The following is a 19,120-nucleotide window of genomic DNA, read 5'->3' as shown; positions in this document are numbered from 1 at the left end:
ACTCAACCCACTCGGCAGTCTCTTCCGGATCACGATCAGGCAGCTGGTTAGTCAACCCGCTGAGGATATGGGAGGTCTCTTCTCCTGCAGCCACGGCAGCCTCTTTTCATCGTTGAACGCATCTGCGCATGTTTTCGTATTGTGAGAAAACATTATTGCAATATGAGATTACTGAGACCGGTCCGGCGGGTCAATGCGAAGGTCATTACCCCGTCCCGGAAGACGCATATCGGCGGCAATCGACCGTTTGTGACCGGAATGCGGCGGCTGCGTCGCTTGACCGGCCGTGACCTGGGTCATACGCTTATTTCACTAGTCAATATCTAACTTCCGCAATGTGGAATAAAAGCAATGACCTCCGGTCGGACTCACCACTCGGAATCGGCCCAAGAATTGAGACCCCCATGCGAACCCCACCATCGGCGGGCGTGGACGCGGACAAGGACCTGACAAAGCCGTCAGCCAGTACTGTCCACCCGTCTGGCACCATCGAAGCCCTTTGCGATTCCGCCAGCGCGGCGTCAGGCACGAGCATCAGCCCCACCCTCTACAACACCGCCGATTCGTTGGTGCGCATGCGCCTGTCCACCTCCAAAGTGCGGACCTTCGCTGCATCCCGGCCCAAGACCGTCATAGGCTGGCCGCTGCACCAGCCGGCCGTTCCGGCACAGCTTTAGGCCAGGAGAACCGCATGAACACCCCACAGCCCGCCGCCCGTGTCGCCGTCGTCACCGGAGCCGGTTCCGGCATCGGCCGGGAGGTGGCCCGGCAGATGCTGGCCGACGGCTATCGTGTGGCACTTGCCGGGCGGCGCGAGGCACAGCTGAGGGAAACGGCGGACGGCAGCCCGGACGCCCTGGTGGTGCCCTGCGACGTCACCCGGCCCGACGACGTCGAGCGGCTTTTCGAGGCCGTCCGCCAGGAGTGGGGGCGCGTGGACGTCCTGTTCAACAACGCCGGGGTCTTCGGCCCATCGGCCGGTGTGGACGAAATCAGCCTGGAAGACTGGAACGCCACGGTGGCCGTGAACCTTACCGGGTCCATGCTGTGCGCGGCCGCGGCGGTCAGAACCATGAAGGCGCAGGAGCCCCAGGGTGGCCGCATCATCAACAACGGGTCCATCTCCGCCCACTCGCCCCGGCCCCGGACCGTGGCCTACACGGTCACCAAGCACGCGATGACAGGGCTGACCAAGAGCATCGAGTTGGACGGCCGCGGCTACGGCATCACGTGCGGCCAGATCGATATCGGCAACACCGCCACCGACATCATGGACACCATCGGTGTCGGTTCCGGGGCGTTGCAGGCGGACGGCAGCCGCAAGGTGGAACCGATGTTTCCGGTGGCGGACGCGGCGCGTGCGGTGTTGATGATGGCCAGCATGCCGGCGTCGGCCAGCGTAGGCTCAGTAGTGGTTACCGCCGCGGGAATGCCGTTCATCGGCCGCGGGTAGGCACGCCGGGCAGCCGTGGCGGGGCGGGTGGCCGCCCAGAGCCTAGGATCGGCTCATGACCGCAAACAGGGGACTTGCACTTTTCCGCTTTTGGTTCGCGCTGCTGGGGTTCGTGGCGGTGCTGTTCCAGTTGCTGCACCTGGTGCAGAACGTACCGGGCGCCAGCGCCGGAAACTACTTCAGCTACTTCACCATAGAGTCCAACATCATCGCCTTCGTGACCCTGGGGATCGCCGGATGGTTCGCTTGGAAGGGAGCAAGCCCGCGGTGGCTTGAACTCCTCCGCGGTGCGGCCACCGTGTACATGACCATCACCGGGATCACCTACAGCCTGTTGCTGAGCGATATCGACGTCAACACCCCCATCCCGTGGGTCAACGTGGTGCTCCACTACACCGTCCCCACCGTCATGGTGATCGACTGGCTGGTGGACCTCCCGCGGGTGCGGATTCCGGTCCGGACATCCCTGGTGTGGCTGGCTTTTCCCTTGCTGTACCTGGCCTACAGCCTGGTCCGGGGCCCCATCGTGGACTGGTATCCCTATCCGTTCCTGGACCCGAGGACAGCCGGCTACGGCACGGTTGCGGTGATGTCGGTCCTTATTGCCGTGGCCGCGTTTGCCTTCGCGGTCGTGGCGGCCCTGTCCACGAAACTGCAGGACTCGGTCCCCCACCCGGCACGGATTTCCTCGGCGGAGGGGGCCGGAGGGCCCCGCACCGCCCGTGGCAGGCACGCGGGCGACGAGCCGGGGCTAGAGGGGCAGCAGGGCCGATAAGTCTGCGCGCAGGCCCGAGGCTGCCACTTTGCCGGCTGCCACTGCGTCCGCCCACGCCACCTGGCCGGTGACCATCGCCAGCCAGGTGGCGGCGTCGCACTCAATCACGTTCGGTGGGGTGCCGCGGGTGTGGCGTGGGCCCTCTACGCACTGGGTGACGCCGAACGGCGGGACGCGCACTTCCACGGAATTTCCCGGTGCCCGTGCGGTCACTTCCTCCAAGGAATACCGCACGGCCGTGGCCAGGGCAGCCCGCGGGAGGGGATCGTCCGACGGCGACAGGGCGGCTTCCAGCCACGCCTTTACTGCTGCTTTGCCCTCGTGGACATCAATACGACGGCGGGCTATGGCCATGCTTTCAATCTTCCTTTGGCGTCGGCAGGGAATCTGGGGCTAGTCCAGGAGGGCGGATACCGCCGGGCCCAGCCGGATCTTTCCCACTGGCCGGCCGCCCCCGAGGACCGGTGCCACCACTTTTTCCAGGGCGCTGGCGACTCCGGGAATCTCCACGGCCCCGGCGGCCGCGAGCAGGGTGAGGGCCACCAGTGAGGTTGCCCTGACGTTTCCGTCGAGAATCTTGACGGCCACCGAGACGCCTTGCGGGGTGGCCATCGCCAGGACGCCTTCGACACCGATTTTGGCGATGATTTCCAGCTCGTCCATTACCAGGGTGTTCGCTTCGCCCCGGCCCTGCACCGCCCAGGGGTAGTCGAGCATGGAGGTGGCGATCGTGGCGGCCCTGGCGCTGAAGCTGTGGTCGCCGGGAGCCTTGGCCAGCTGCGAGTAGGCGAGCGCCAGTCCTTTCAACGAAACTGCGGCCACGGGCGCACCACAGCCGTCGATGCCCAGGTGGGCGATCCGCTCGCCGGTATATTCCTCGATGACGGTGCGGACGCGCTGCTGCAGGGGGTGGTTGGGTTCCAGGTAGCTGTGGGTGTCCCAGCCGTTTTCGGTGCAGGCCCAGAGAAAGGCGGCGTGCTTGCCGGAACAGTTGTAGGCCAGCCGGGACTTGCCTTTTTCGGATCGGACCAGCCAGTTCCTGGCCGTTTCATCTTCCGGCCAGGCTTCCGGGCACTGCAGCTGGTCTTCCCGTACGCCCGCCGCCTTGAGCATGCCAGCCACCACATCCATATGGTCCAGCGAACCGGTGTGGCTGCCGCACGCGATGGCCACCTGGGCGCCCCGAAGCGGTACACCTGACTGCATGGACGCCAGCGCCTGGAAGGGTTTGAGGGTGGACCGGGCATAGATGGGGGTGTTGATGTCGCCTAGCTCGGTGACCACCGAGCCGTCGGCGGCGACGAGCACCGCAGAGCCGATGTGCCGGGACTCCACGAAACCGCTGCGTTCGATCACGGCCAGTTCGACGGCGGAGTCAACGGTGAAGGTGGCATGCGGATTGTGCGGCATACTGCCAGTCTATGGGCCGGCCTGCGGATGGCGGGCCACCAGCAGGCGCTGGCGCGGGCGGCTATTGAACTGTCACCATCACCGACTGCCAGCCCGACGCGCCGTCAGGGACGGGATCTGCGCGCTGGTCCGTCTGCACCTGCCCGGTACCGTCGGTGGCGCGGACCTTGATGTAGTGCGGGCCCGGCGTGGCATCCCATTCGTAGGACCACTGCCGCCAGGTGACGGTGGAGGCTTCCGTGGAGAGGACCGTCTCGGTCCATTCGCCGTTGTCGATCTGGATTTCGACCTTGGTGATTCCCCGGGTCTGTGCCCAGGCAGTGCCGCCAACGGCGACTTTTCCGGCGGGAACCTTGGCGAAGGACTTGGGTACCTCCACGCGCGCCATTGTCTTGATGGGGCCGCGTTCGGACCAGCCACGCTCGGTCCAGTAGGCCTTGTTGTCCGCGAACCGGGTGACCTCCAGGTCCACCACCCATTTGGTGGCGGAGACGAACCCGTAGAGCCCCGGGACCACCATCCGCACCGGGTAGCCGTGCTCCAGCGGCAGCGGCTCCCCGTTCATGCCGATCGCCAGCATGGCGTCGCGCCCGTCCTGCAGGACCTCCAGGGGAGTGGAGGCGCTGAAGCCGTCGATGGACTTGGAGAGCACCATGTCCGCCCCGTCCTTGGGCTTGGCCCGGGCCAGGACGTCGCGGATGGGCATGCCCAGCCATTTGGCATTTCCGGCGAGGTTGCCGCCCACGGGGTTGGAGACGCAGGTGAGGGTGACGTGCGATTCGATCAGGCTGGCGTCCAGGAGGTCCTGGAACGTTAGGGTGACTTCCTGCTCCACGAGGCCGTGGACCCGCAGTTCCCAGTCGTTGACGTTGATTTCCGGGACGCTCAGCGCGGTGTCGATCCGGTAGAAGTCGCCGTTGTCCGTCAACCATGGCGTGACGCCAGGGACGGGGGACTGCACGCCGGCGGGAACCGCGGCTGCGGCTTTGGCCGGCGCCGGCAGGGTGAGCGCTTCGCGGGCCTTGGCCACGTTGTTGCGCGCCGCGCCCAGCAACCGTCCGCCGGTCGCGGCGATGCCGGCGGCCACCGCGGTGATCCCTGCCGCTGCGAAGAAACGACGACGGCTGGCGCCTTCGTGCCCCGGCCGGGCATCGGCGTCGGCTGCCTGGTCCGCCGGAGCCTCGGGCCATGGCTTGTTTTCCTTCAGCCGCCAGAGCGGTGCCACCAGCAGGCGGAGGGCCACCAGGCCAGCCATCGTCCCCAGTACGGACGGGATGGCGTCAACTCCGCTGACGCCTGCACGCGTCACGACACACGCAACGATCACCGCGCCCATGAACAGGACGCCCAGGACGCCCAGGACCCATTTCCGGTAGGCCACGACGCCCAGGACGCAGGCGAGCACCGCGATAGTTAGCCCCATGCCCACGAACAAGGCAGTCTTGTCGTTGGTGCCGAAGGTGGCAATCGCAAAGTCCTTCAGCCGGGGCGGCGTGAAGTCAATGAAGGTGGATCCCAAGGCGAACAGCGGGGTCGCCCTGGCGGTGAAGAAGGCACCGATCAGCTCCGCAACGGCAAGGACGACGGCGGCTGCCACCACACCTGCCAGGGCGGCCAGGGCGGAGGGGCCGGTCATGTGGTTCCGAAGCTTTGTCATGGTGATGGTTCGGAGCGGCAGGTAGTCCGGATTGACCGGCCCGGCCGGGAAGGTCACAGCTTAGGAGCGGGAAGGGTGCACAAAGTACCCTTGGAGACTGTGAAGGTACTCGTCATTGGCCCCGGAGGCCGCGAACACGCCATTGTCCGCTCCCTGCTTGCCGACCCCAACGTGTCCGAAGTCCACGCGGCGCCCGGCAATGCCGGTATCAGCAAGCTGGTACCCACCTACAACATCAACGGCAACGATCCCCAGGCTGTTGCCGAGCTGGCTGCCCGGCTCACGGTCGACCTCGTGGTGGTGGGCCCCGAGGCTCCGCTGGCCGCAGGTGTGTCCGACGCCGTCCGCGCCGCCGGCATCCCCGTTTTCGGGCCCAGCAAGGCAGCAGCACAGCTGGAGGCGTCGAAAGCGTTCGCCAAGGAGGTCATGGCGGAGGCAGGCGTTCCCACGGCCATGGCCATGGTGGCCACCAACGCCGAAGAGGCAGCGTCCGCGCTGGACACCTTCGGCGCTCCGTATGTGGTGAAGGACGACGGCCTGGCCGCCGGCAAAGGCGTGGTGGTCACCAGGAACCGGGACGAAGCCCTGGCCCACGCCCAGTCGTGCTTCGACGCCGGTGGATCCGTGGTGATAGAGGAGTTCCTGGACGGCCCCGAGGTTTCCCTGTTTGTCCTCTGCGACGGGCAGAACACCGTGGCACTCTCACCCGCCCAGGATTTCAAGCGCATCTTCGACAACGACGAAGGCCCCAACACCGGCGGGATGGGCGCCTACACCCCGCTCGAGTGGGCCCCCGAGGGCCTGGTGCAGGAAGTCCTTGACCGGGTGGCGCAGCCCACCGTGAACGAGATGGCGCGCCGTGGCACTCCCTTCGTGGGCGTCCTGTTCGTGGGGCTGGCGCTGACCTCCCGCGGAACCCGTGTCATTGAATTCAACGTCCGTTTCGGCGACCCCGAAACGCAGGCGGTCCTCGCCCGGCTCAAGACCCCGCTGGGTGCGCTGCTCATGGCAGCCGCCAAGGGCGAACTGGACAAGGCGGAGGAGCTGCGCTGGTCCAAGGACGCTGCCGTCGCCGTCGTCGTGGCCTCGGAAAATTACCCTGACACGCCCCGAACGGGCGACCGGATCCGCGGACTCAAGAAAGTGGACGCCCTCGACGGCGTGCACGTCATCCATGCCGGCACCGCCTTGGACGACGAGGGCAAGGTGGTCTCCGCGGGCGGCCGCGTCCTGGCCGTCGTCGCCCTGGGCAGTGACCTGGTGGAGGCCCGGGAAAGGGCATACGACGGCGTCGAGCTGGTCCAGCTTGAAGGATCCCAGTACCGCAGCGACATTGCCCGCAAGGCAACCCGCGGGGAAATCAAGGTGCCGTACGGTGCCACCGGATCGCTGCCCGTAGTGAAAGCGAAGGCCTGACATGAGTGGAACGTCCGAGAACCGAGGCTACGCCACCGACACCCTGGAACTGCCGGGTTGGACGCACGTCTACTCCGGCAAGGTCCGCGACCTTTACGAACCTGCCGACGAATCGATCGTGCAGCGCCTGGGCCAGGACTGCGTCCTGGTGGTAGCCAGCGACCGCATCAGCGCCTTTGACCATGTGCTCTCCAGCGAGATCCCGGACAAGGGCCGCATCCTCACCCAGCTGAGCCTCTGGTGGTTCGACCAATTGGGCGTCGAGCACCATGTGCTCGGGTCCACGGTGGAAGACGGCGTGCCCGCCGAGGTGGAAGGCCGGGCCATGATCTGCAAGAAGCTGGACATGTTCCCGGTGGAGTGCATTGCCCGCGGCTACCTCACGGGTTCAGGGCTGCTGGAGTACAAGGCATCCGGGACGGTGTGCGATATCCCGCTCCCGGAGGGGCTGGTGGACGGCTCGCGCCTGGAGCACGCCATCTTCACGCCGTCGGCCAAGGCACTGATCGGCGAGCACGACGAGAACATCACCTACGACGCCGTGGTGGCGCTGGTGGGGGATGACATCGCTGCCCGGCTGAGCGAGCTGACCTTGAAGATCTACACCACGGCGGAGAAGGTCGCGCGGGAACGGGGCATCATCCTGGCGGACACCAAGGTGGAGTTCGGCTACGACGCCGTCTCCGGGTCCATCACCCTGGGCGACGAGGTGCTGACCCCTGATTCTTCCCGTTTCTGGGACGCCGCAACCTATAAACCGGGCCAGGCCCAGCCCTCCTACGACAAGCAGTACGTGCGGGACTGGCTGACCTCTGCCGCGTCCGGCTGGGACCGGTCATCCGACACCCCGCCGCCGGCGCTGCCTGCCGACGTGGTGGAACGCACCCGCAGCCGGTACGTCGAGGCGTACGAGAAGATCACCGGAAAGAACTTCGCCTGACACGCGGCTAAGCCAGGTGGACCCGCCACCGCGGGGTTCACCTGGCTTCGGTCAGCTGGCTTTCGCGGCAGCAGCCGCGCGCTTCTGGGCCAGCTTGATTTCCAGGATCGCGTCCAAGGCCTGCTGGACCCTGTCCTGGGCGCCTGCCGCGGCAAAGGCCTTCTGGGCTTCCTCCAGGTGCACCAGGGCTTCCTCGATGTCACCGGCAGCCTTGAGTGACTTGCCCAGGAGGAGCGAGACCTCACCGGCCGTGTGCTTGGCGAGGCTTGCGCGCTCGGCGTGGATTTCGCGGAGCTTCTCGACGGCGGCCACGATGTCCCCGGTCAGGTACAGCCAGCGGGCGCGGATGAAGGCAACCTCCAGCTGGTCGGACTTGTTTCCCCCCACGATCGACAACGCCAGTTCGGCGCGTTCGATCGCGGACAGGGTTTCCGGTTCGACGATTCCGGAGGAGAGCCGGACTGCGGCGGATGCCTTGTTGAACCGGGCCCACAGTCCGATGTCATTGGCGGGGGAGAGCAGCCGTGCCGCCCGCTCGTGGTGCTTCACGCCCTCCGTGTAGTCGTGCCGCATGAAGGCGACGTTTCCCACCACCCAGGCCACCTCGCCGGCGAGCTGGCTCATGGAGAGCTCGTCCACGTGCTCGATCATGTCCTGGCAATACCCCCAGGCGTCATCGAGCCGTCCACTCTCGGCCAGCGCACCGATGAGGGCGTGGTGGGCGTTGATGATGAGGGTTGATCCCTTGGGGAGCTGCTTGCAGAGGTCCACGGCCTGGATACCCTGGTCCACGGCGAGGCTCAGCTGGCCTTGCCCCTGGTAGATGCCGGCCAGCATCTGGTGTGCCCGCACAGCAAGCCCTGCCGACTCCCTGGCCATGGGATGTTCCAGCAGGTGTTCCATGATCTTCTGGGCTTCCCGCCAGTTGCCCTGCTTGATCAGGCACTCGGCCTGCATGTACGTCATGTTCCACCACGCACTGGTGTTCCGCCCCTCAAGGGCGATCTTCGCTGCCGTGGCCGCGTGGCTTGCCGCCAGGGGATAGTCGCGCAGGTCCCACGCCTGCCGGGCGTAGAGGCCGGCCAGCACGTACTCGGCGTCGCTCACGGAAATGGGTTGGCTCCAGGCCTCCAGGGCCTTCGGTGCCAACTCCAGCCTGCGCGCCAGTTCCTCGATGACTTCAGCCGTCGGTTCGCGCCGGCCGGTTTCGAGCAGCGAAATGTAGCTGGGTGAGTACAGGTCCTTGCCCAGTTCGGCCTGTGTCAGTCCGCGCTCAAGGCGCTCCGCGCGGAGCTTTTCTCCGAACCCGTTGCCCACGCGTATCCTCCTTTTGGGACAAGTAGGGCTGACGGATGCTTGACAGCCCCTGTGGAAAATATTTTACAATGTGTGTCAACAAGGACAGTGCTGGCTTTGTAACGAATCCGACTCGTATTGAGGAACTTATATGTTGAAGAAGATCGCAACCGCGGCCGTCCTGGCCGGGGCCCTGGCTTTTTCCGCGGCAGCTCCGGCTGTCCTGGCCTCAGGCTCCGTCGCCGATAATTCGAGTGTGTCTGTAGCAGTAGGCAACTGGCCTGATCCCGCCTCCGCAAAGGTGAAGAAGGACAAGACCACGAGCACTACCTACACCACGTACGTGGGCAACTGGCCTGATCCTGCATAAACAGCTTCCTCACCCAGGAGGCGAGGATGGCCCCGGAGCAACGGCTCCGGGGCCATTCCTTTTAAGCGGGTGGTGGCCTTCGCAGCGGCCGGTTTGCGGAAGGTGCGTAACCAAATAGAGACGCGAAAAGAGGGCCTCCAGTGGAGACCCTCTTTTCGTTATGGTCGGGATGACAGGATTTGAACCTGCGACCTCTTCGTCCCGAACGAAGCGCGCTACCAAGCTGCGCTACATCCCGATCCGCTGCAAAAGCAACTTTACAAGGATAGCCGATGGCGGGGCCCGATGCGAAATCCGGCCCCAGGGGCCGCGAGTCGGCTTAGACCAAGGAATCCTTCCAGGCCCCGTGAAGGTCCGCGAAGCGGCCGCCGCCGCCGATCAGTTCCTCCGGGGTACCGTCCTCCACGATCCGGCCGTCGTGCACCACCAGGACCCGGTCAGCTGTCTCGACGGTGGACAGCCGGTGCGCGATGATCAGTGCCGTCCTGCGCGCCGCCTCCGTCCCGGCGAGCAGGCGGGCCAGCCCGGCCTGCACGAGCCGTTCAGAGGGGATGTCCAGGGAGGAGGTGGCCTCGTCCAGGATCAGTACTGCCGGCCGTGCCAGGAAGGCCCTGGCGAAGCTGATCAACTGCCGCTGCCCGGAGGAGACCCTGCCGCCGCGCTTGTTGACGTCGGTGTCGTAGCCCTCGGGGAGTTCCAGGATGAAGTCGTGCGCCCCAACGGCCTTGGCCGCTTCCTCGATCTCGTCACGTGTTGCTTCCGGCCGGCCCAGGGCGATGTTGTCCGCCACCGAGCCGCTGAACAGGAAGGCTTCCTGGGTGACCATGACGATGTTCCGGCGGAGGTCGGTGGTGGCAAGGTCGCGAAGGTCCACGCCGTCAAGCATGAGGTGTCCCGAGGTGACGTCGTAGAACCGGGCGATGAGTTTGGCCAGGGTGGACTTGCCGGCGCCGGTCTGTCCCACCAGGGCGACGGTCTGTCCGGCCGGGATATGCAGGTTCAGGAGGGGCACCACCACGGGTCCGTCGCCGTAGCGGAATTCGACGTCCTTGAAGTCGATGCGCCCGGTGGCTTCGGGAAGCGGGACAGGGTTCTTCGGCGGCCGGACCGTGGGTACTTCCTCAAGGAGCCCGGACACCTTTTCGAGGGCTGCCTGCGCGCTCTGGAACGAGTTGTAGAACATGGCCATCTGGTCCACGGGCTGGAAGAACCGCTTGGTGGAGAGGATGAGGGCCAGGAGGACGCCCACGGCAAGGTCGCCGCCCAACACCCGGAAGCCGCCGACCAGCAGCACCACCGCCACGCAGACGTTGCCGATCAGTACCAGTCCTGGCTGGAAGATGCCGTTGAGGTTGATGGAGCGGACCGTGACCAGGCGGTAGTCCTCGGCGAGGTTGCCGTAGGTTTCGGAGTTTTCCTTTTCTTTGCGGAAGGCCTTGACCGCCCGAATGCCGGTCATGGTTTCGACGAAGTGCACGATCAGCCGGGCGGAAACCACCCGTGATTCGCGGAAGGCGATCTGGGAATGCTTCTGGTACCAGCGGGCCAGGAAGAACATGGGCACGCCGGCAGCGAGCACCAGCAGGCCGCTGCGCCAGTCCAGGGCAAAGATGGTGGCGGCGGTGAACGCCATGAAGAGCATCCCGGAAGCCAGCGAGCTGACGCCTGAATCGAGGAGTTCGCGCAACGCCTCCAGGTCCGAGGTCTGGCGGGCAATGATCCGGCCGGACGTGTATTTTTCGTGGAATTCCAGGCTGAGCCGCTGGGTGTGCCGGAAGACCCGGACGCGCAGGTCCAGCAGCATGGCCTGGCTGAGCCGTGCCGTGGAGGTGACGTACAGGGCGGTGAGGCCCGCCGTCGCTATCGCCGCCAGCAAGTAGGCGACGCCGGTGAACACCAGCGGGAGGTTGTCACCTGAACGGAGGGCCGGGAGGGCATGGTCGATGCCGAAGGCGATCAGCGCCGGGCCGGCCACCCGGGCCGCCTGGGACAGGACCACCATGGCGATGGTCAGCCAGAACCACATCCGCACCGGCCGGATCAGGGACCCCAGCAAGGCGATCGACCGTCGTCGGACCGCCTTGCTGTCACTCTTGCTGAGGTGGGCGTTGTCCTCGTTGGCGGTGCCGAACGTTGCCGTGCTCATCGGTTCACTCCCTCTGCCTGGTCCTCAAGGGCGGACAGCTCGGAGTCAAGGTCACGCGGCTCCCGCTCCAGGCTGGCGATGACGTGCCGGTAATGCTGGTTGCCGGCCAGCAGTTCCGTATGCGTGCCGACGGCGGTGATGCGGCCGTCTTCCAGCAACGCCACCCGGTCGGCCAGGGCCACGGTGGACGGCCGGTGCGCCACGATCAGGGTGGTGGTGTCCTTGAGGACCTCACGGAGGCGCGCTTCCACCAGTTCCTCGGTGTGGACGTCCAGGGCTGAGAGGGGATCATCCAAGACCAGGACGCGTGGACGGGCGGCGATGGCGCGTGCCAGGGCAATGCGCTGGCGCTGGCCGCCGGACAGGCTGAGGCCTTCCTCGCCGATCAGCGTGTCCACGCCCTGTGGCAGGGAGTAGGAGAAGTGCGCCTGCGCCACGTCCAGGGCCTCCTCCAGGACCTCTTCGCTGCGTACCGGCGCGCCGAGGAGGACGTTGTCCCGGACGGAATTGGAGAACAGCGTGGTGTCTTCGAAGGCCACTCCGACGATCCTGCGCAATTCCTCAACGTCGAAGTCGCGGATGTCCACGCCATCGATGCTGATGGCCCCGGCGGTGACGTCGTAAAGGCGGGGGACCAGCTGGATGAGCGCGCTTTTGCCGCTGCCGGTGATGCCCACCAGGGCCATGGTTTCGCCGGGCCGCACCTCGAGGTTGATGTCCCTGAGGATCGGTTTGTCCGGGGCGTCCTCGAAGGCGAACGTTGCGTTGTCGAAGCGCAGTGCGCCCGCGAGTTCGGCCGGGCGGCGCGGCTCGGCGGGGCTGGTGATGGTGTTTTGCGTATCCATCACCTCGTAGTGGCGGTCGACGGCGGTCTTCGCCGTGAGTGCCATGGCCAGCAGCATGCCGGAAAATTCCACCGGCGAGGCGATGACGGCGGCCGTTGCGAAGAACGCCACCAGGGAGCCGATGCTCAGCTGGCCACTGGCACACAGCATGACGCCCACCACCAGGCCGGTTCCGAGTGCGAGTTCGGGGAGCAGGGTGACCACCATGGTGAAGGTGGCCTGGTGGCGCGCCTTTTCGATTTCGGTCTGGCGCAGTTCCTCGGCCTGTTCGTTGAAATTCTCCAAGGCTTCCCGGCTGCGGCCAAACGCCTTGAGCACGCGAATGCCGTGGACCGATTCCTCCACCGTGGTGGCGAGATCGCCGGCCTGGTCCTGGCTGCGCCGGGCCACCTTGCTGAACCGGGTGCGGAACCGGAAGCTGTTGATGGTGATGGGAACGGCAGCGGCGAGGAAGATCAGCGCCAGCTGCCAGCTCATGGCGAACATGGCCACGATGCCGATGATCACGGTGAGGGTGGTGACCACCAGCATGATGGCGCCGAAGGCCATCCACCGGCGGAGGAAGTTCAGGTCCGTCATGGCCCTGGAGAGCAGCTGGCCGGAACCCCAGCGGTCGTGGAAGGAGACAGTCAATTCCTGGAGGTGGTCGTAGAGCGAGACCCGCATCCTGGTTTCCACGGTAGTGGCGGGGTTGATGACGAACTGGCGGCGGAGCGCCACCAGGCCGGCCTCGGCGACGCCCAGCACCAGGATGACACCGGCGGAGACCCACACCCCGTCCGCGGCGGCCCCCGGCTGCAGCGCCGTGTTGACCAGGACGCGCAGCACCTGGGGGATGGTCAGGGCAACGATGCTGGCCGCCAGCGCACAAAGAAGCCCCAGCAAAAGCCGGGGGATGATGGGCCGGACGTGCGGATAAAGACGGCTGATTGATCTGAAAAATGGAGTCTGCTTGGCCATGCCCGCTTCTCAAGCTCTAAAACGAATGTAGTTTCCTCTGGCAACAACCCTATGCCATGGGGTGAGACGATTCACAAGGGTTGCCGACCGCGCGGCCGGCTCGCCCAGTTATAGCAGTCCGTAATGGACTGGTCAGCCGCGGGAAGTCAGCGTCAGCAGGACTGCCTCCGGCTTGCAGGCGATCCTTACCGGGGCGAAGCGCGAGGTACCGATGCCCCCGGAGACGTTGACCGGCGTCGTGCGCCCGTTGCTGGTCCAGTCGTTCAGGCCCTTCGCGCGCCAGGTGGGGAGGTCGCAGTTGGCGACGACGGCACCGTACCCAGGGATGCACAGCTGGCCGCCATGCGTGTGGCCGGCGAGCAGGAGGTCCGCACCGCTTTCCGTGAAGTGGTCCAGCACCCGCTGGTACGGGGCGTGGATGACCGCGACCTTGAGGTGGTCGTTGGCGTCCTGGTTGACCGTGCCGCGCGGCCAGCCGGCGTAGCGCTCGCGGTTCAGGTGCGGATCGTCCACACCGGAGAAGTCGAAGCGCATGCCGTTCAGGATCAGGGACTGGTTGCGGTTGGTCAGGTCCACCCAGCCGCCCATGCCGAACCCGGACCGAAGGCGGGGCCAATCCAGGGCGGTGGGCTTCGGCGCGGCCTTGGAGGGTCCCATCAGGTAAGACGCGGGGTTCTTGAACGTGGGGGCAAAGTAGTCGTTGGAGCCCGGTACGAAGACCCCGGGAAACTGCAGCAGCGGCCGCAGCGCAGCCAGGAGCGGGTCCACTGCCTTCACATGGCTGAGGTTGTCGCCCGTGTTCACCACCAGGTCGGGCTGCAGGTCCGCCAAGGAGGCGAGCCACTCGGCCTTTTTGCGCTGCCCGGGCACGAAGTGGATGTCGCTCAAGTGCAGGACGCGGAACGGGTTGTGGCCGGGAGGGAGGATGGCCAGGGTTTCCTCTCGGAGGACAAACTGGTTCTTCTCCCACAAGCCATAGCCGAAGGCCGCCATCCCGGCTGCAGTTCCTGCACCTGCGGCAACGGCAAAGCCGCGCCCGATTGAACGGGCGCGGCTTGCCAGGCTGTCGATGCTCATGCGTGCTTAGCCGTTGCCCTTGCCATTGCCGTTCCCGTTGTTGCTCGGGGCCGGGGCCTGGGTGGCGGGTGCCTGGGTTGCAGGGGCCGCGGGGGCTTGAGTTGCCTGCGGGCTGTTCTGGGCGGGAGCGGAATTGGTGGTGGTTCCGTTGACCATGTTGCTCGGCGGTGCCGGGAACGGGTTGGTGCCGTAGCCCGGCGCGATCTTCGTCATGAAGTTCGAGAACATGGGACCGGCGATCATGTAACCGTCAATGCTTGGGTAGAACTTTCCGTTGACGGTGATGTTCTGGCCGGCACGGCCCTGATCGCCCAAGGGGTCACCAAACCACGCAGCCGTAGCCAGGCCGGTGGTGTGGCCAACCACCCAGGTGGAGCCGTTGAGGTTGGACGTACCGGTCTTGGCGCCGATCGGGAAGCTGGTCTTGGTGGAAAGACGCGGCTGGATCAGCGCGCCCGAACCCCTGTTCATGACTTCCTGCAGCGCATAGTTCACGCCGCGGGCAACCTCGGGCTTGATGGCGTCGCGGCAGCTGCTGGACTGGGCCGGGAGTTGCTTGCCGGTGGCGTCGGTGACCGACGTGATGGCAATAGGTTCGCAGTACTTGCCGTCGTTCGCGAACGTGGCGAACGCGCTGGCCATGGTGAGCGGCGACGTCTGGGTGGAACCCAGCAAGTTGCCCAGGGTCATCATGTCAATCTTCGGGTGCGGCTCGCTGCCATCCGCCGAGGGGAGGCCGCTGTGGAGGCCAACAGCATCGGCGATTTTTTGGATGCCGCAGAAGTCCAGCTGTGCCGCGGACGCGAACGTCACGGTGTTGATGGAATTGTAAAGGCCCTCAAGGACGCTCAGCGGCTTGTACCACTGCGGCTCGGCGTTTTGGAGGTCGTCCGCGGCGCCCAGGGACTTCTGTGCTGTGTTGTAGGCGCCCGTGACCTTGCCGCAGGTGTTCTTCCAAGGGAAGTTCAGCGGGTAGACGCGCTGGGCTGCGTTGACCACGGTATTCATGGTCTTGCCCTCGTTGAGCCACTCCGCGAAGGTGAACGGCTTCATGGTGGAACCTGGCTGGAACCCGCCGATGCCGTTGAGGTCGTTCCCGTCCTTGTCCAGCTTGTCCACGTTGAAATTCAACTGCGAATTGAAGCCGCCCGCCCCGGCCAGGAACGAGGTGTTCTGGGCCATCGAGATGATCTTGCCGGTGCCGGGCTGCACCGAGACCATGGACGCACCCCACTTATCCGGGTTGGCGCCGGCCGCGGCGTCGGCCTGCTCCTGGGCGGTGGCCTGGGCCTTGGGGTCCAGGGTGGTGGTGATGGTCAGGCCGCCGCCGTAGATCAGCCGCTGGCGGTCCTTGACGTCCGCACCGTAGGCCGGGTTGTTCTCCAGCAGGTGCAGGATGTAGTCGCAGAAGTACGGAGCGGTGGCCGCGTAGGCACACCCCTGCTTGGGCTGGGTGACCTTCGGTTGAACCGGGGTGGCCACTGCAGCCTGGTATTCGTCCGCGGTGATCTTGCCCTGGTCCTTCATCAGCCCGAGCACCAGGTCGCGGCGCTGCTTGGACTTGTCCGGATTGGTGATGGGGTCGAACATGGACGGGCTGTTCACCAGGCCCGCCAGGAGTGCCGCCTGCGGGAGGGTCAGGTCCTTGGCGGTGGTGCTGAAGAAGTACCGGGAGGCGGCCTCGATGCCGTACGCGTCCCGGTTGAAGAAGACGATGTTCAGGTAGCCCTCAAGGATCTGGTCCTTGGTGAACTCCTTCTCCAGGGCGATGGAGAGCTTCATTTCGCGGAGCTTGTCGCCCACGCCCTTGTTGACGCCGTTGAGTTTGATCTGGTCCTCTTCGCCGGCAGCGGCGAGGTTCGCATTGAGCACGTTGTTGACGTACTGCTGCGTGATGGTGGACGCGCCCTGCTTGTTGCCGCGGGCGGTGGCGACCAGCGCGCGGAGGATGCCGGTCGTGTCCACGCCGCCGTGCTCGTAGAAGCGGCTGTCCTCCACGGCAATGATGGCGTTCTTCATGTTGGGCGAAATCTGGTCCAGCGGAACCTTGGTGCGGTTCTCCGTGTAGACACTGGCGATCTCGCTGCCGTCGGCAGCCAGGATGCGGGTGGTCTGGCTGGGCGGGTCAACCTTCAGTTCCGCAGGGAGGGAGTCGAAGAAGTTGATGGAACCGCTTGCCGCGCTGCCGGACACGGCAGCGGCAGGGACCAGAAGGCCCGCCACCAGGACACCGCAAATCGCGCTCACACCGAGGAAAAGAAGGATCTTACCCAGTGTGGTGGCAGTGTCGAATAAGGGGTTGTTGCGAGTCGCCATGTTTTCCACTTTACCGGCAAGGGCTACGCTTTCTCTCATGACCAAATGGGAGTACGCGACGATTCCGCTCATTATTCACGCCACCAAGCAGATCCTTGACCAGTGGGGGGAGGACGGCTGGGAGCTTGTCCAGGTGGTTCCCGGACCCGACGGCAACGGCCTTGTCGCCTACCTCAAGAGGGAGAAGCAGTAGCATGGGCACCCCCGCAGAAGCCCCGTCCGGCGCCGCAACAGCGCCCGCGTCCGCCGTCGAGCAGCGCCTCGCGGAACTTGGCATCACGCTCCCGGAAGTCGCCGCTCCCGTGGCGTCCTACGTCCCCGCCATCGTCTCCGGCAACCACGTGTACACCTCCGGCCAACTGCCGTTCATTAACGGCAAACTCGAAGCTACGGGCAAGGTGTCCGCCGGTACCGAAGGGTTCGCCGACGAGCCCACGGTGTCCCCGGAGGACGCGCAGAAGTATGCCGCCGTGTGTGCCGTGAACGCCCTGGCCGCGGTCAAGAGCGTCATCGGCGACCTGGACCGCATCACCCGCATCGTCAAGGTGGTGGGGTTCGTCTCCTCGGACCCGTCGTTCACGGGCCAGCCCGCCGTGGTCAACGGCGCCTCTGAACTGCTGGGCCGTGTCCTTGGCGATGCCGGGCAGCACGCACGTTCCGCCGTCGGCGTTGCCGTTCTTCCGCTCGACTCTCCTGTTGAAGTCGAACTGATCGCCGAATTCAGCTAGGACCGGTCACTTCCCTTGCCTCACCTCGCACGACGCCTTTTTGCACTTCCCCAGGACCTTGAAGGGGCGGCTCAAAGCTGGCTCGAACACGGCGAACGGACCCCCCGGGCCGCTCGCTACGCCTCTTCCGTGGTCCTCCTGCGTGATTCGCCCACCGGCCTGGAGACGTGGCTGGGCTACCGGCCCGGTTCCTCGCCGCTGGGAGTCCTCGCCTTCCCCGGCGGTTCCCTGGACCCGGCCGACGACGACGCCATGGGCTGGCTTGGCCCCTCGCCGCAGCATTGGGCCGAGCAGATGGGTACGGCCGACGTCGGGCTGGCGCGGCGCCACGTGGTGGGCGCCATCCGGGAGCTCTTCGAAGAGACCGGCATCCTGCTGGCCGGTCCGGACATGTCCAACACCGTGGAAGCCACGTCCTCGTCCGAGTGGATGCGTGCCCGCATCGCCGTCGCGGACCAGGAGAAGACGTTGGCCCAGGTCCTGGGCAAGCGTGGCCTCTCGCTGCGTACTGACCTGCTCAAATCCCTGGTCAACTGGCGCAGCCCGGATTTTGCGCACCGCCGGTTCGACACCCGGTACTTTGCCGCCACCGTCCCGCTGGGCCAGGAACCCTCGCTGCTTGAGGGCAAGGGCGTCTGGGGCAGGTGGGTCAACGCGGCGCAGGTGGTGCAGGAAAGAAATACCACCGCACTCGGCGACGAGGCAGGCCAGGAGAACACAGTGGGCCGTCCCTTGGGCGAGCTGCTGGTCCCCGGCTCGGAGATTATGATCGAAAAGATGGCGGCCGCCAACGGCTGCATCGCCTACCTGAGCTACAAGCGCAAGCCCCACGTGTACCAGCCGGTCCTGGTGGAGGAAGACGGCAAGCTGATGCTTGAGGTCGAAGCCGCCAAGACCGTGGCAGGGGACCACCAGCGCGAACGCTGAAGCCAGGCGGTTGTGCCTGCCCCAACCACCTCATTGTTTCCGGACACGAAAAAGGCCGCCCCTCGGGGGCGGCCTTTTTCGTGTGTCCTAGCGGGAGCGCTGGCGGAGGCGCTGCATGTCCAGGATGACCACGGCGCGGGCCTCGAGGCGGAGCCAGCCGCGCTGGACGAACTCGGCGAGGGCCTTGTTGACGGTTTCGCGGGACGCGCCCACCAGCTGGGCCAGTTCCTCCTGGGTCAGCTCGTGCGCCACCAGGACGCCGTCGGTTGCCGGCCGGCCGAAGCGGTCTGCCAGGTCCAGCAGTGCCTTGGCCACGCGGCCGGGGACGTCGGAGAAGACAAGGTCGGACAGGGAGTCGTTGGTGCGGCGCAGGCGGCGGGCCAGGGCCTGCAGCAGCTGTGCGGAAACCTCGGGGCGGGTGCGAAGCAGGGTGTTCAGGCTCTCGTTCTTGAGCCCGGCCAGGCGGGTTTCCGACACCGCGGTGGCGGTGGCGGTGCGGGGGCTGGGGTCAAACAGGGCCATCTCGCCGAAGAGCTCGCCCGGGCCGAGGATGGCGAGGAGGGATTCCCGGCCATCCGGGGACGTGCGGCCGAGTTTCACCTTGCCGGAGACGATGAAGTAGAGCTGGTCACCCTGGTCTCCCTCGCGGAACACGGATGCGCCGCGGGAAAGGTCCACCTCGGTGAGCTCGTCCGTCAGCAGACGGAATGCGTCGTCGTCGAGCGTGGCGAAAAGGGGTGCTCGGCGCAGTACCTCGATGTCCATGAAATCTCCTGAGTAAAAGTATCGGCTGTGGCGCTTGTG

Annotated in this window: 17 protein-coding genes, 1 tRNA gene and 1 pseudogene; 9 read left to right on the top strand and 10 right to left on the bottom strand. The window is 65.9% G+C overall.

What is annotated here, in order from left to right; all coding sequences use genetic code 11:
• Positions 1 to 557: 557 nt before the first annotated feature.
• The 3 genes and pseudogenes from ACFVVC_RS21230 to ACFVVC_RS21220 all read left to right on the top strand — a co-directional run.
• Positions 558 to 677, top strand: a pseudogene (locus tag ACFVVC_RS21230) (Asp/Glu/hydantoin racemase); the annotation flags it as partial.
• Between the two features lie 14 nt (positions 678 to 691).
• Complete coding sequence (locus tag ACFVVC_RS21225) at positions 692 to 1,453, top strand: SDR family oxidoreductase (RefSeq protein ID WP_387458017.1); 762 nt, start codon at positions 692 to 694, stop codon at positions 1,451 to 1,453.
• 55 nt (positions 1,454 to 1,508) lie between these two features.
• Positions 1,509 to 2,228, top strand: coding sequence for a Pr6Pr family membrane protein (locus tag ACFVVC_RS21220; protein WP_387458014.1), 720 nt, complete (start codon positions 1,509 to 1,511; stop codon positions 2,226 to 2,228).
• Here ACFVVC_RS21220 and ACFVVC_RS21215 read toward each other — a convergent pair.
• From ACFVVC_RS21215 to ACFVVC_RS21205, 3 genes are all read right to left on the bottom strand, one after another.
• On the bottom strand, positions 2,205 to 2,582 hold the full coding sequence (locus tag ACFVVC_RS21215; protein WP_387458011.1) for a sterol carrier family protein: 378 nt from the start codon (positions 2,580 to 2,582) through the stop codon (positions 2,205 to 2,207). The two genes, ACFVVC_RS21220 and ACFVVC_RS21215, sit on opposite strands and share 24 nt — an antisense overlap.
• 39 nt (positions 2,583 to 2,621) lie before the next feature.
• Complete coding sequence (locus tag ACFVVC_RS21210; protein ID WP_387458009.1) at positions 2,622 to 3,638, bottom strand: asparaginase; 1,017 nt, start codon at positions 3,636 to 3,638, stop codon at positions 2,622 to 2,624.
• A gap of 61 nt (positions 3,639 to 3,699) precedes the next feature.
• On the bottom strand, positions 3,700 to 5,295 hold the full coding sequence (locus ACFVVC_RS21205) for a molybdopterin-dependent oxidoreductase (protein ID WP_387458026.1): 1,596 nt from the start codon (positions 5,293 to 5,295) through the stop codon (positions 3,700 to 3,702).
• A 99-nt stretch (positions 5,296 to 5,394) separates the two neighbouring features.
• On the opposite strand from ACFVVC_RS21205, the gene purD reads away from it, so the two are divergent.
• Positions 5,395 to 6,711 (top strand): phosphoribosylamine--glycine ligase, encoded by a 1,317-nt coding sequence (gene purD / locus ACFVVC_RS21200; protein ID WP_387458023.1) that lies wholly within the window; start codon positions 5,395 to 5,397, stop codon positions 6,709 to 6,711.
• A gap of 1 nt (position 6,712) precedes the next feature.
• Positions 6,713 to 7,651 (top strand): phosphoribosylaminoimidazolesuccinocarboxamide synthase, encoded by a 939-nt coding sequence (locus ACFVVC_RS21195; protein WP_387458006.1) that lies wholly within the window; start codon positions 6,713 to 6,715, stop codon positions 7,649 to 7,651.
• 51 nt (positions 7,652 to 7,702) lie between these two features.
• Here the strand turns inward: ACFVVC_RS21195 and ACFVVC_RS21190 are convergent, their stop codons facing one another.
• Positions 7,703 to 8,968 carry a helix-turn-helix domain-containing protein gene (locus tag ACFVVC_RS21190; protein WP_387458003.1) on the bottom strand — a complete coding sequence of 422 codons (1,266 nt, stop codon included), beginning with the start codon at positions 8,966 to 8,968 and terminating at the stop codon, positions 7,703 to 7,705.
• A gap of 130 nt (positions 8,969 to 9,098) precedes the next feature.
• Here ACFVVC_RS21190 and ACFVVC_RS21185 point away from each other — a divergent pair, with 130 nt between their 5' ends.
• Positions 9,099 to 9,317 (top strand): hypothetical protein, encoded by a 219-nt coding sequence (locus tag ACFVVC_RS21185; RefSeq protein WP_387458000.1) that lies wholly within the window; start codon positions 9,099 to 9,101, stop codon positions 9,315 to 9,317.
• Between the two features lie 161 nt (positions 9,318 to 9,478).
• On the opposite strand, the gene ACFVVC_RS21180 is transcribed toward ACFVVC_RS21185, so the two are convergent.
• The 5 genes from ACFVVC_RS21180 to ACFVVC_RS21160 all read right to left on the bottom strand — a co-directional run bounded on the left by ACFVVC_RS21180 (position 9,479) and on the right by ACFVVC_RS21160 (position 16,661).
• A tRNA-Pro gene (locus tag ACFVVC_RS21180) sits at positions 9,479 to 9,555 on the bottom strand.
• 81 nt (positions 9,556 to 9,636) lie between these two features.
• A complete protein-coding gene (locus ACFVVC_RS21175; protein WP_387457997.1) occupies positions 9,637 to 11,463 on the bottom strand; it encodes an ABC transporter ATP-binding protein in 1,827 nt (608 codons plus the stop codon).
• Positions 11,460 to 13,268: an ABC transporter ATP-binding protein gene (locus ACFVVC_RS21170; protein ID WP_387457994.1), complete on the bottom strand. Its 1,809-nt coding sequence runs from the start codon at positions 13,266 to 13,268 to the stop codon at positions 11,460 to 11,462. Before ACFVVC_RS21170 ends, ACFVVC_RS21175 begins: the two co-directional genes overlap by 4 nt.
• Before the next feature lie 132 nt (positions 13,269 to 13,400).
• Positions 13,401 to 14,345, bottom strand: coding sequence for a metallophosphoesterase (locus ACFVVC_RS21165; RefSeq protein WP_387457991.1), 945 nt, complete (start codon positions 14,343 to 14,345; stop codon positions 13,401 to 13,403).
• A gap of 6 nt (positions 14,346 to 14,351) precedes the next feature.
• Complete coding sequence (locus tag ACFVVC_RS21160; RefSeq protein ID WP_387457988.1) at positions 14,352 to 16,661, bottom strand: transglycosylase domain-containing protein; 2,310 nt, start codon at positions 16,659 to 16,661, stop codon at positions 14,352 to 14,354.
• A gap of 37 nt (positions 16,662 to 16,698) precedes the next feature.
• Here ACFVVC_RS21160 and ACFVVC_RS21155 point away from each other — a divergent pair, with 37 nt between their 5' ends.
• From ACFVVC_RS21155 to ACFVVC_RS21145, 3 genes are read left to right on the top strand one after another with little or no spacing between them, the layout of a single operon-like run.
• Positions 16,699 to 16,854, top strand: coding sequence for a DUF4177 domain-containing protein (locus tag ACFVVC_RS21155; protein ID WP_009359196.1), 156 nt, complete (start codon positions 16,699 to 16,701; stop codon positions 16,852 to 16,854).
• 1 nt (position 16,855) lies between these two features.
• A complete protein-coding gene (locus ACFVVC_RS21150; protein ID WP_387457983.1) occupies positions 16,856 to 17,389 on the top strand; it encodes a RidA family protein in 534 nt (177 codons plus the stop codon).
• Positions 17,390 to 17,404: 15 nt separating this feature from the next.
• Complete coding sequence (locus tag ACFVVC_RS21145; protein WP_026264606.1) at positions 17,405 to 18,316, top strand: NUDIX hydrolase; 912 nt, start codon at positions 17,405 to 17,407, stop codon at positions 18,314 to 18,316.
• An 87-nt stretch (positions 18,317 to 18,403) separates the two neighbouring features.
• Here ACFVVC_RS21145 and ACFVVC_RS21140 read toward each other — a convergent pair whose 3' ends face one another.
• A complete protein-coding gene (locus tag ACFVVC_RS21140; RefSeq protein WP_013602309.1) occupies positions 18,404 to 19,081 on the bottom strand; it encodes a Crp/Fnr family transcriptional regulator in 678 nt (225 codons plus the stop codon).
• Positions 19,082 to 19,120: the final 39 nt, after the last annotated feature.

This window comes from Pseudarthrobacter sp. NPDC058196, from assembly GCF_042882685.1.
GTDB lineage: Bacteria > Actinomycetota > Actinomycetes > Actinomycetales > Micrococcaceae > Arthrobacter.
Note: the sequence above shows the minus strand (reverse complement) of the source record. Positions and strands in the feature narration are given on the sequence as shown.

Coding starts and splice junctions, on each gene's coding strand:
- ACFVVC_RS21225 (WP_387458017.1), top strand. CDS start 692: ATGAACACCCCACAGCCCGCCGCCCGTGTCGCCGTCGTCACCGGAGCC.
- ACFVVC_RS21220 (WP_387458014.1), top strand. CDS start 1,509: ATGACCGCAAACAGGGGACTTGCACTTTTCCGCTTTTGGTTCGCGCTG.
- ACFVVC_RS21215 (WP_387458011.1), bottom strand. CDS start 2,582: ATGGCCATAGCCCGCCGTCGTATTGATGTCCACGAGGGCAAAGCAGCA.
- ACFVVC_RS21210 (WP_387458009.1), bottom strand. CDS start 3,638: ATGCCGCACAATCCGCATGCCACCTTCACCGTTGACTCCGCCGTCGAA.
- ACFVVC_RS21205 (WP_387458026.1), bottom strand. CDS start 5,295: ATGACAAAGCTTCGGAACCACATGACCGGCCCCTCCGCCCTGGCCGCC.
- ACFVVC_RS21195 (WP_387458006.1), top strand. CDS start 6,713: ATGAGTGGAACGTCCGAGAACCGAGGCTACGCCACCGACACCCTGGAA.
- ACFVVC_RS21185 (WP_387458000.1), top strand. CDS start 9,099: ATGTTGAAGAAGATCGCAACCGCGGCCGTCCTGGCCGGGGCCCTGGCT.
- ACFVVC_RS21175 (WP_387457997.1), bottom strand. CDS start 11,463: ATGAGCACGGCAACGTTCGGCACCGCCAACGAGGACAACGCCCACCTC.
- ACFVVC_RS21170 (WP_387457994.1), bottom strand. CDS start 13,268: ATGGCCAAGCAGACTCCATTTTTCAGATCAATCAGCCGTCTTTATCCG.
- ACFVVC_RS21165 (WP_387457991.1), bottom strand. CDS start 14,345: ATGAGCATCGACAGCCTGGCAAGCCGCGCCCGTTCAATCGGGCGCGGC.
- ACFVVC_RS21160 (WP_387457988.1), bottom strand. CDS start 16,661: ATGGCGACTCGCAACAACCCCTTATTCGACACTGCCACCACACTGGGT.
- ACFVVC_RS21155 (WP_009359196.1), top strand. CDS start 16,699: ATGACCAAATGGGAGTACGCGACGATTCCGCTCATTATTCACGCCACC.
- ACFVVC_RS21150 (WP_387457983.1), top strand. CDS start 16,856: ATGGGCACCCCCGCAGAAGCCCCGTCCGGCGCCGCAACAGCGCCCGCG.
- ACFVVC_RS21140 (WP_013602309.1), bottom strand. CDS start 19,081: ATGGACATCGAGGTACTGCGCCGAGCACCCCTTTTCGCCACGCTCGAC.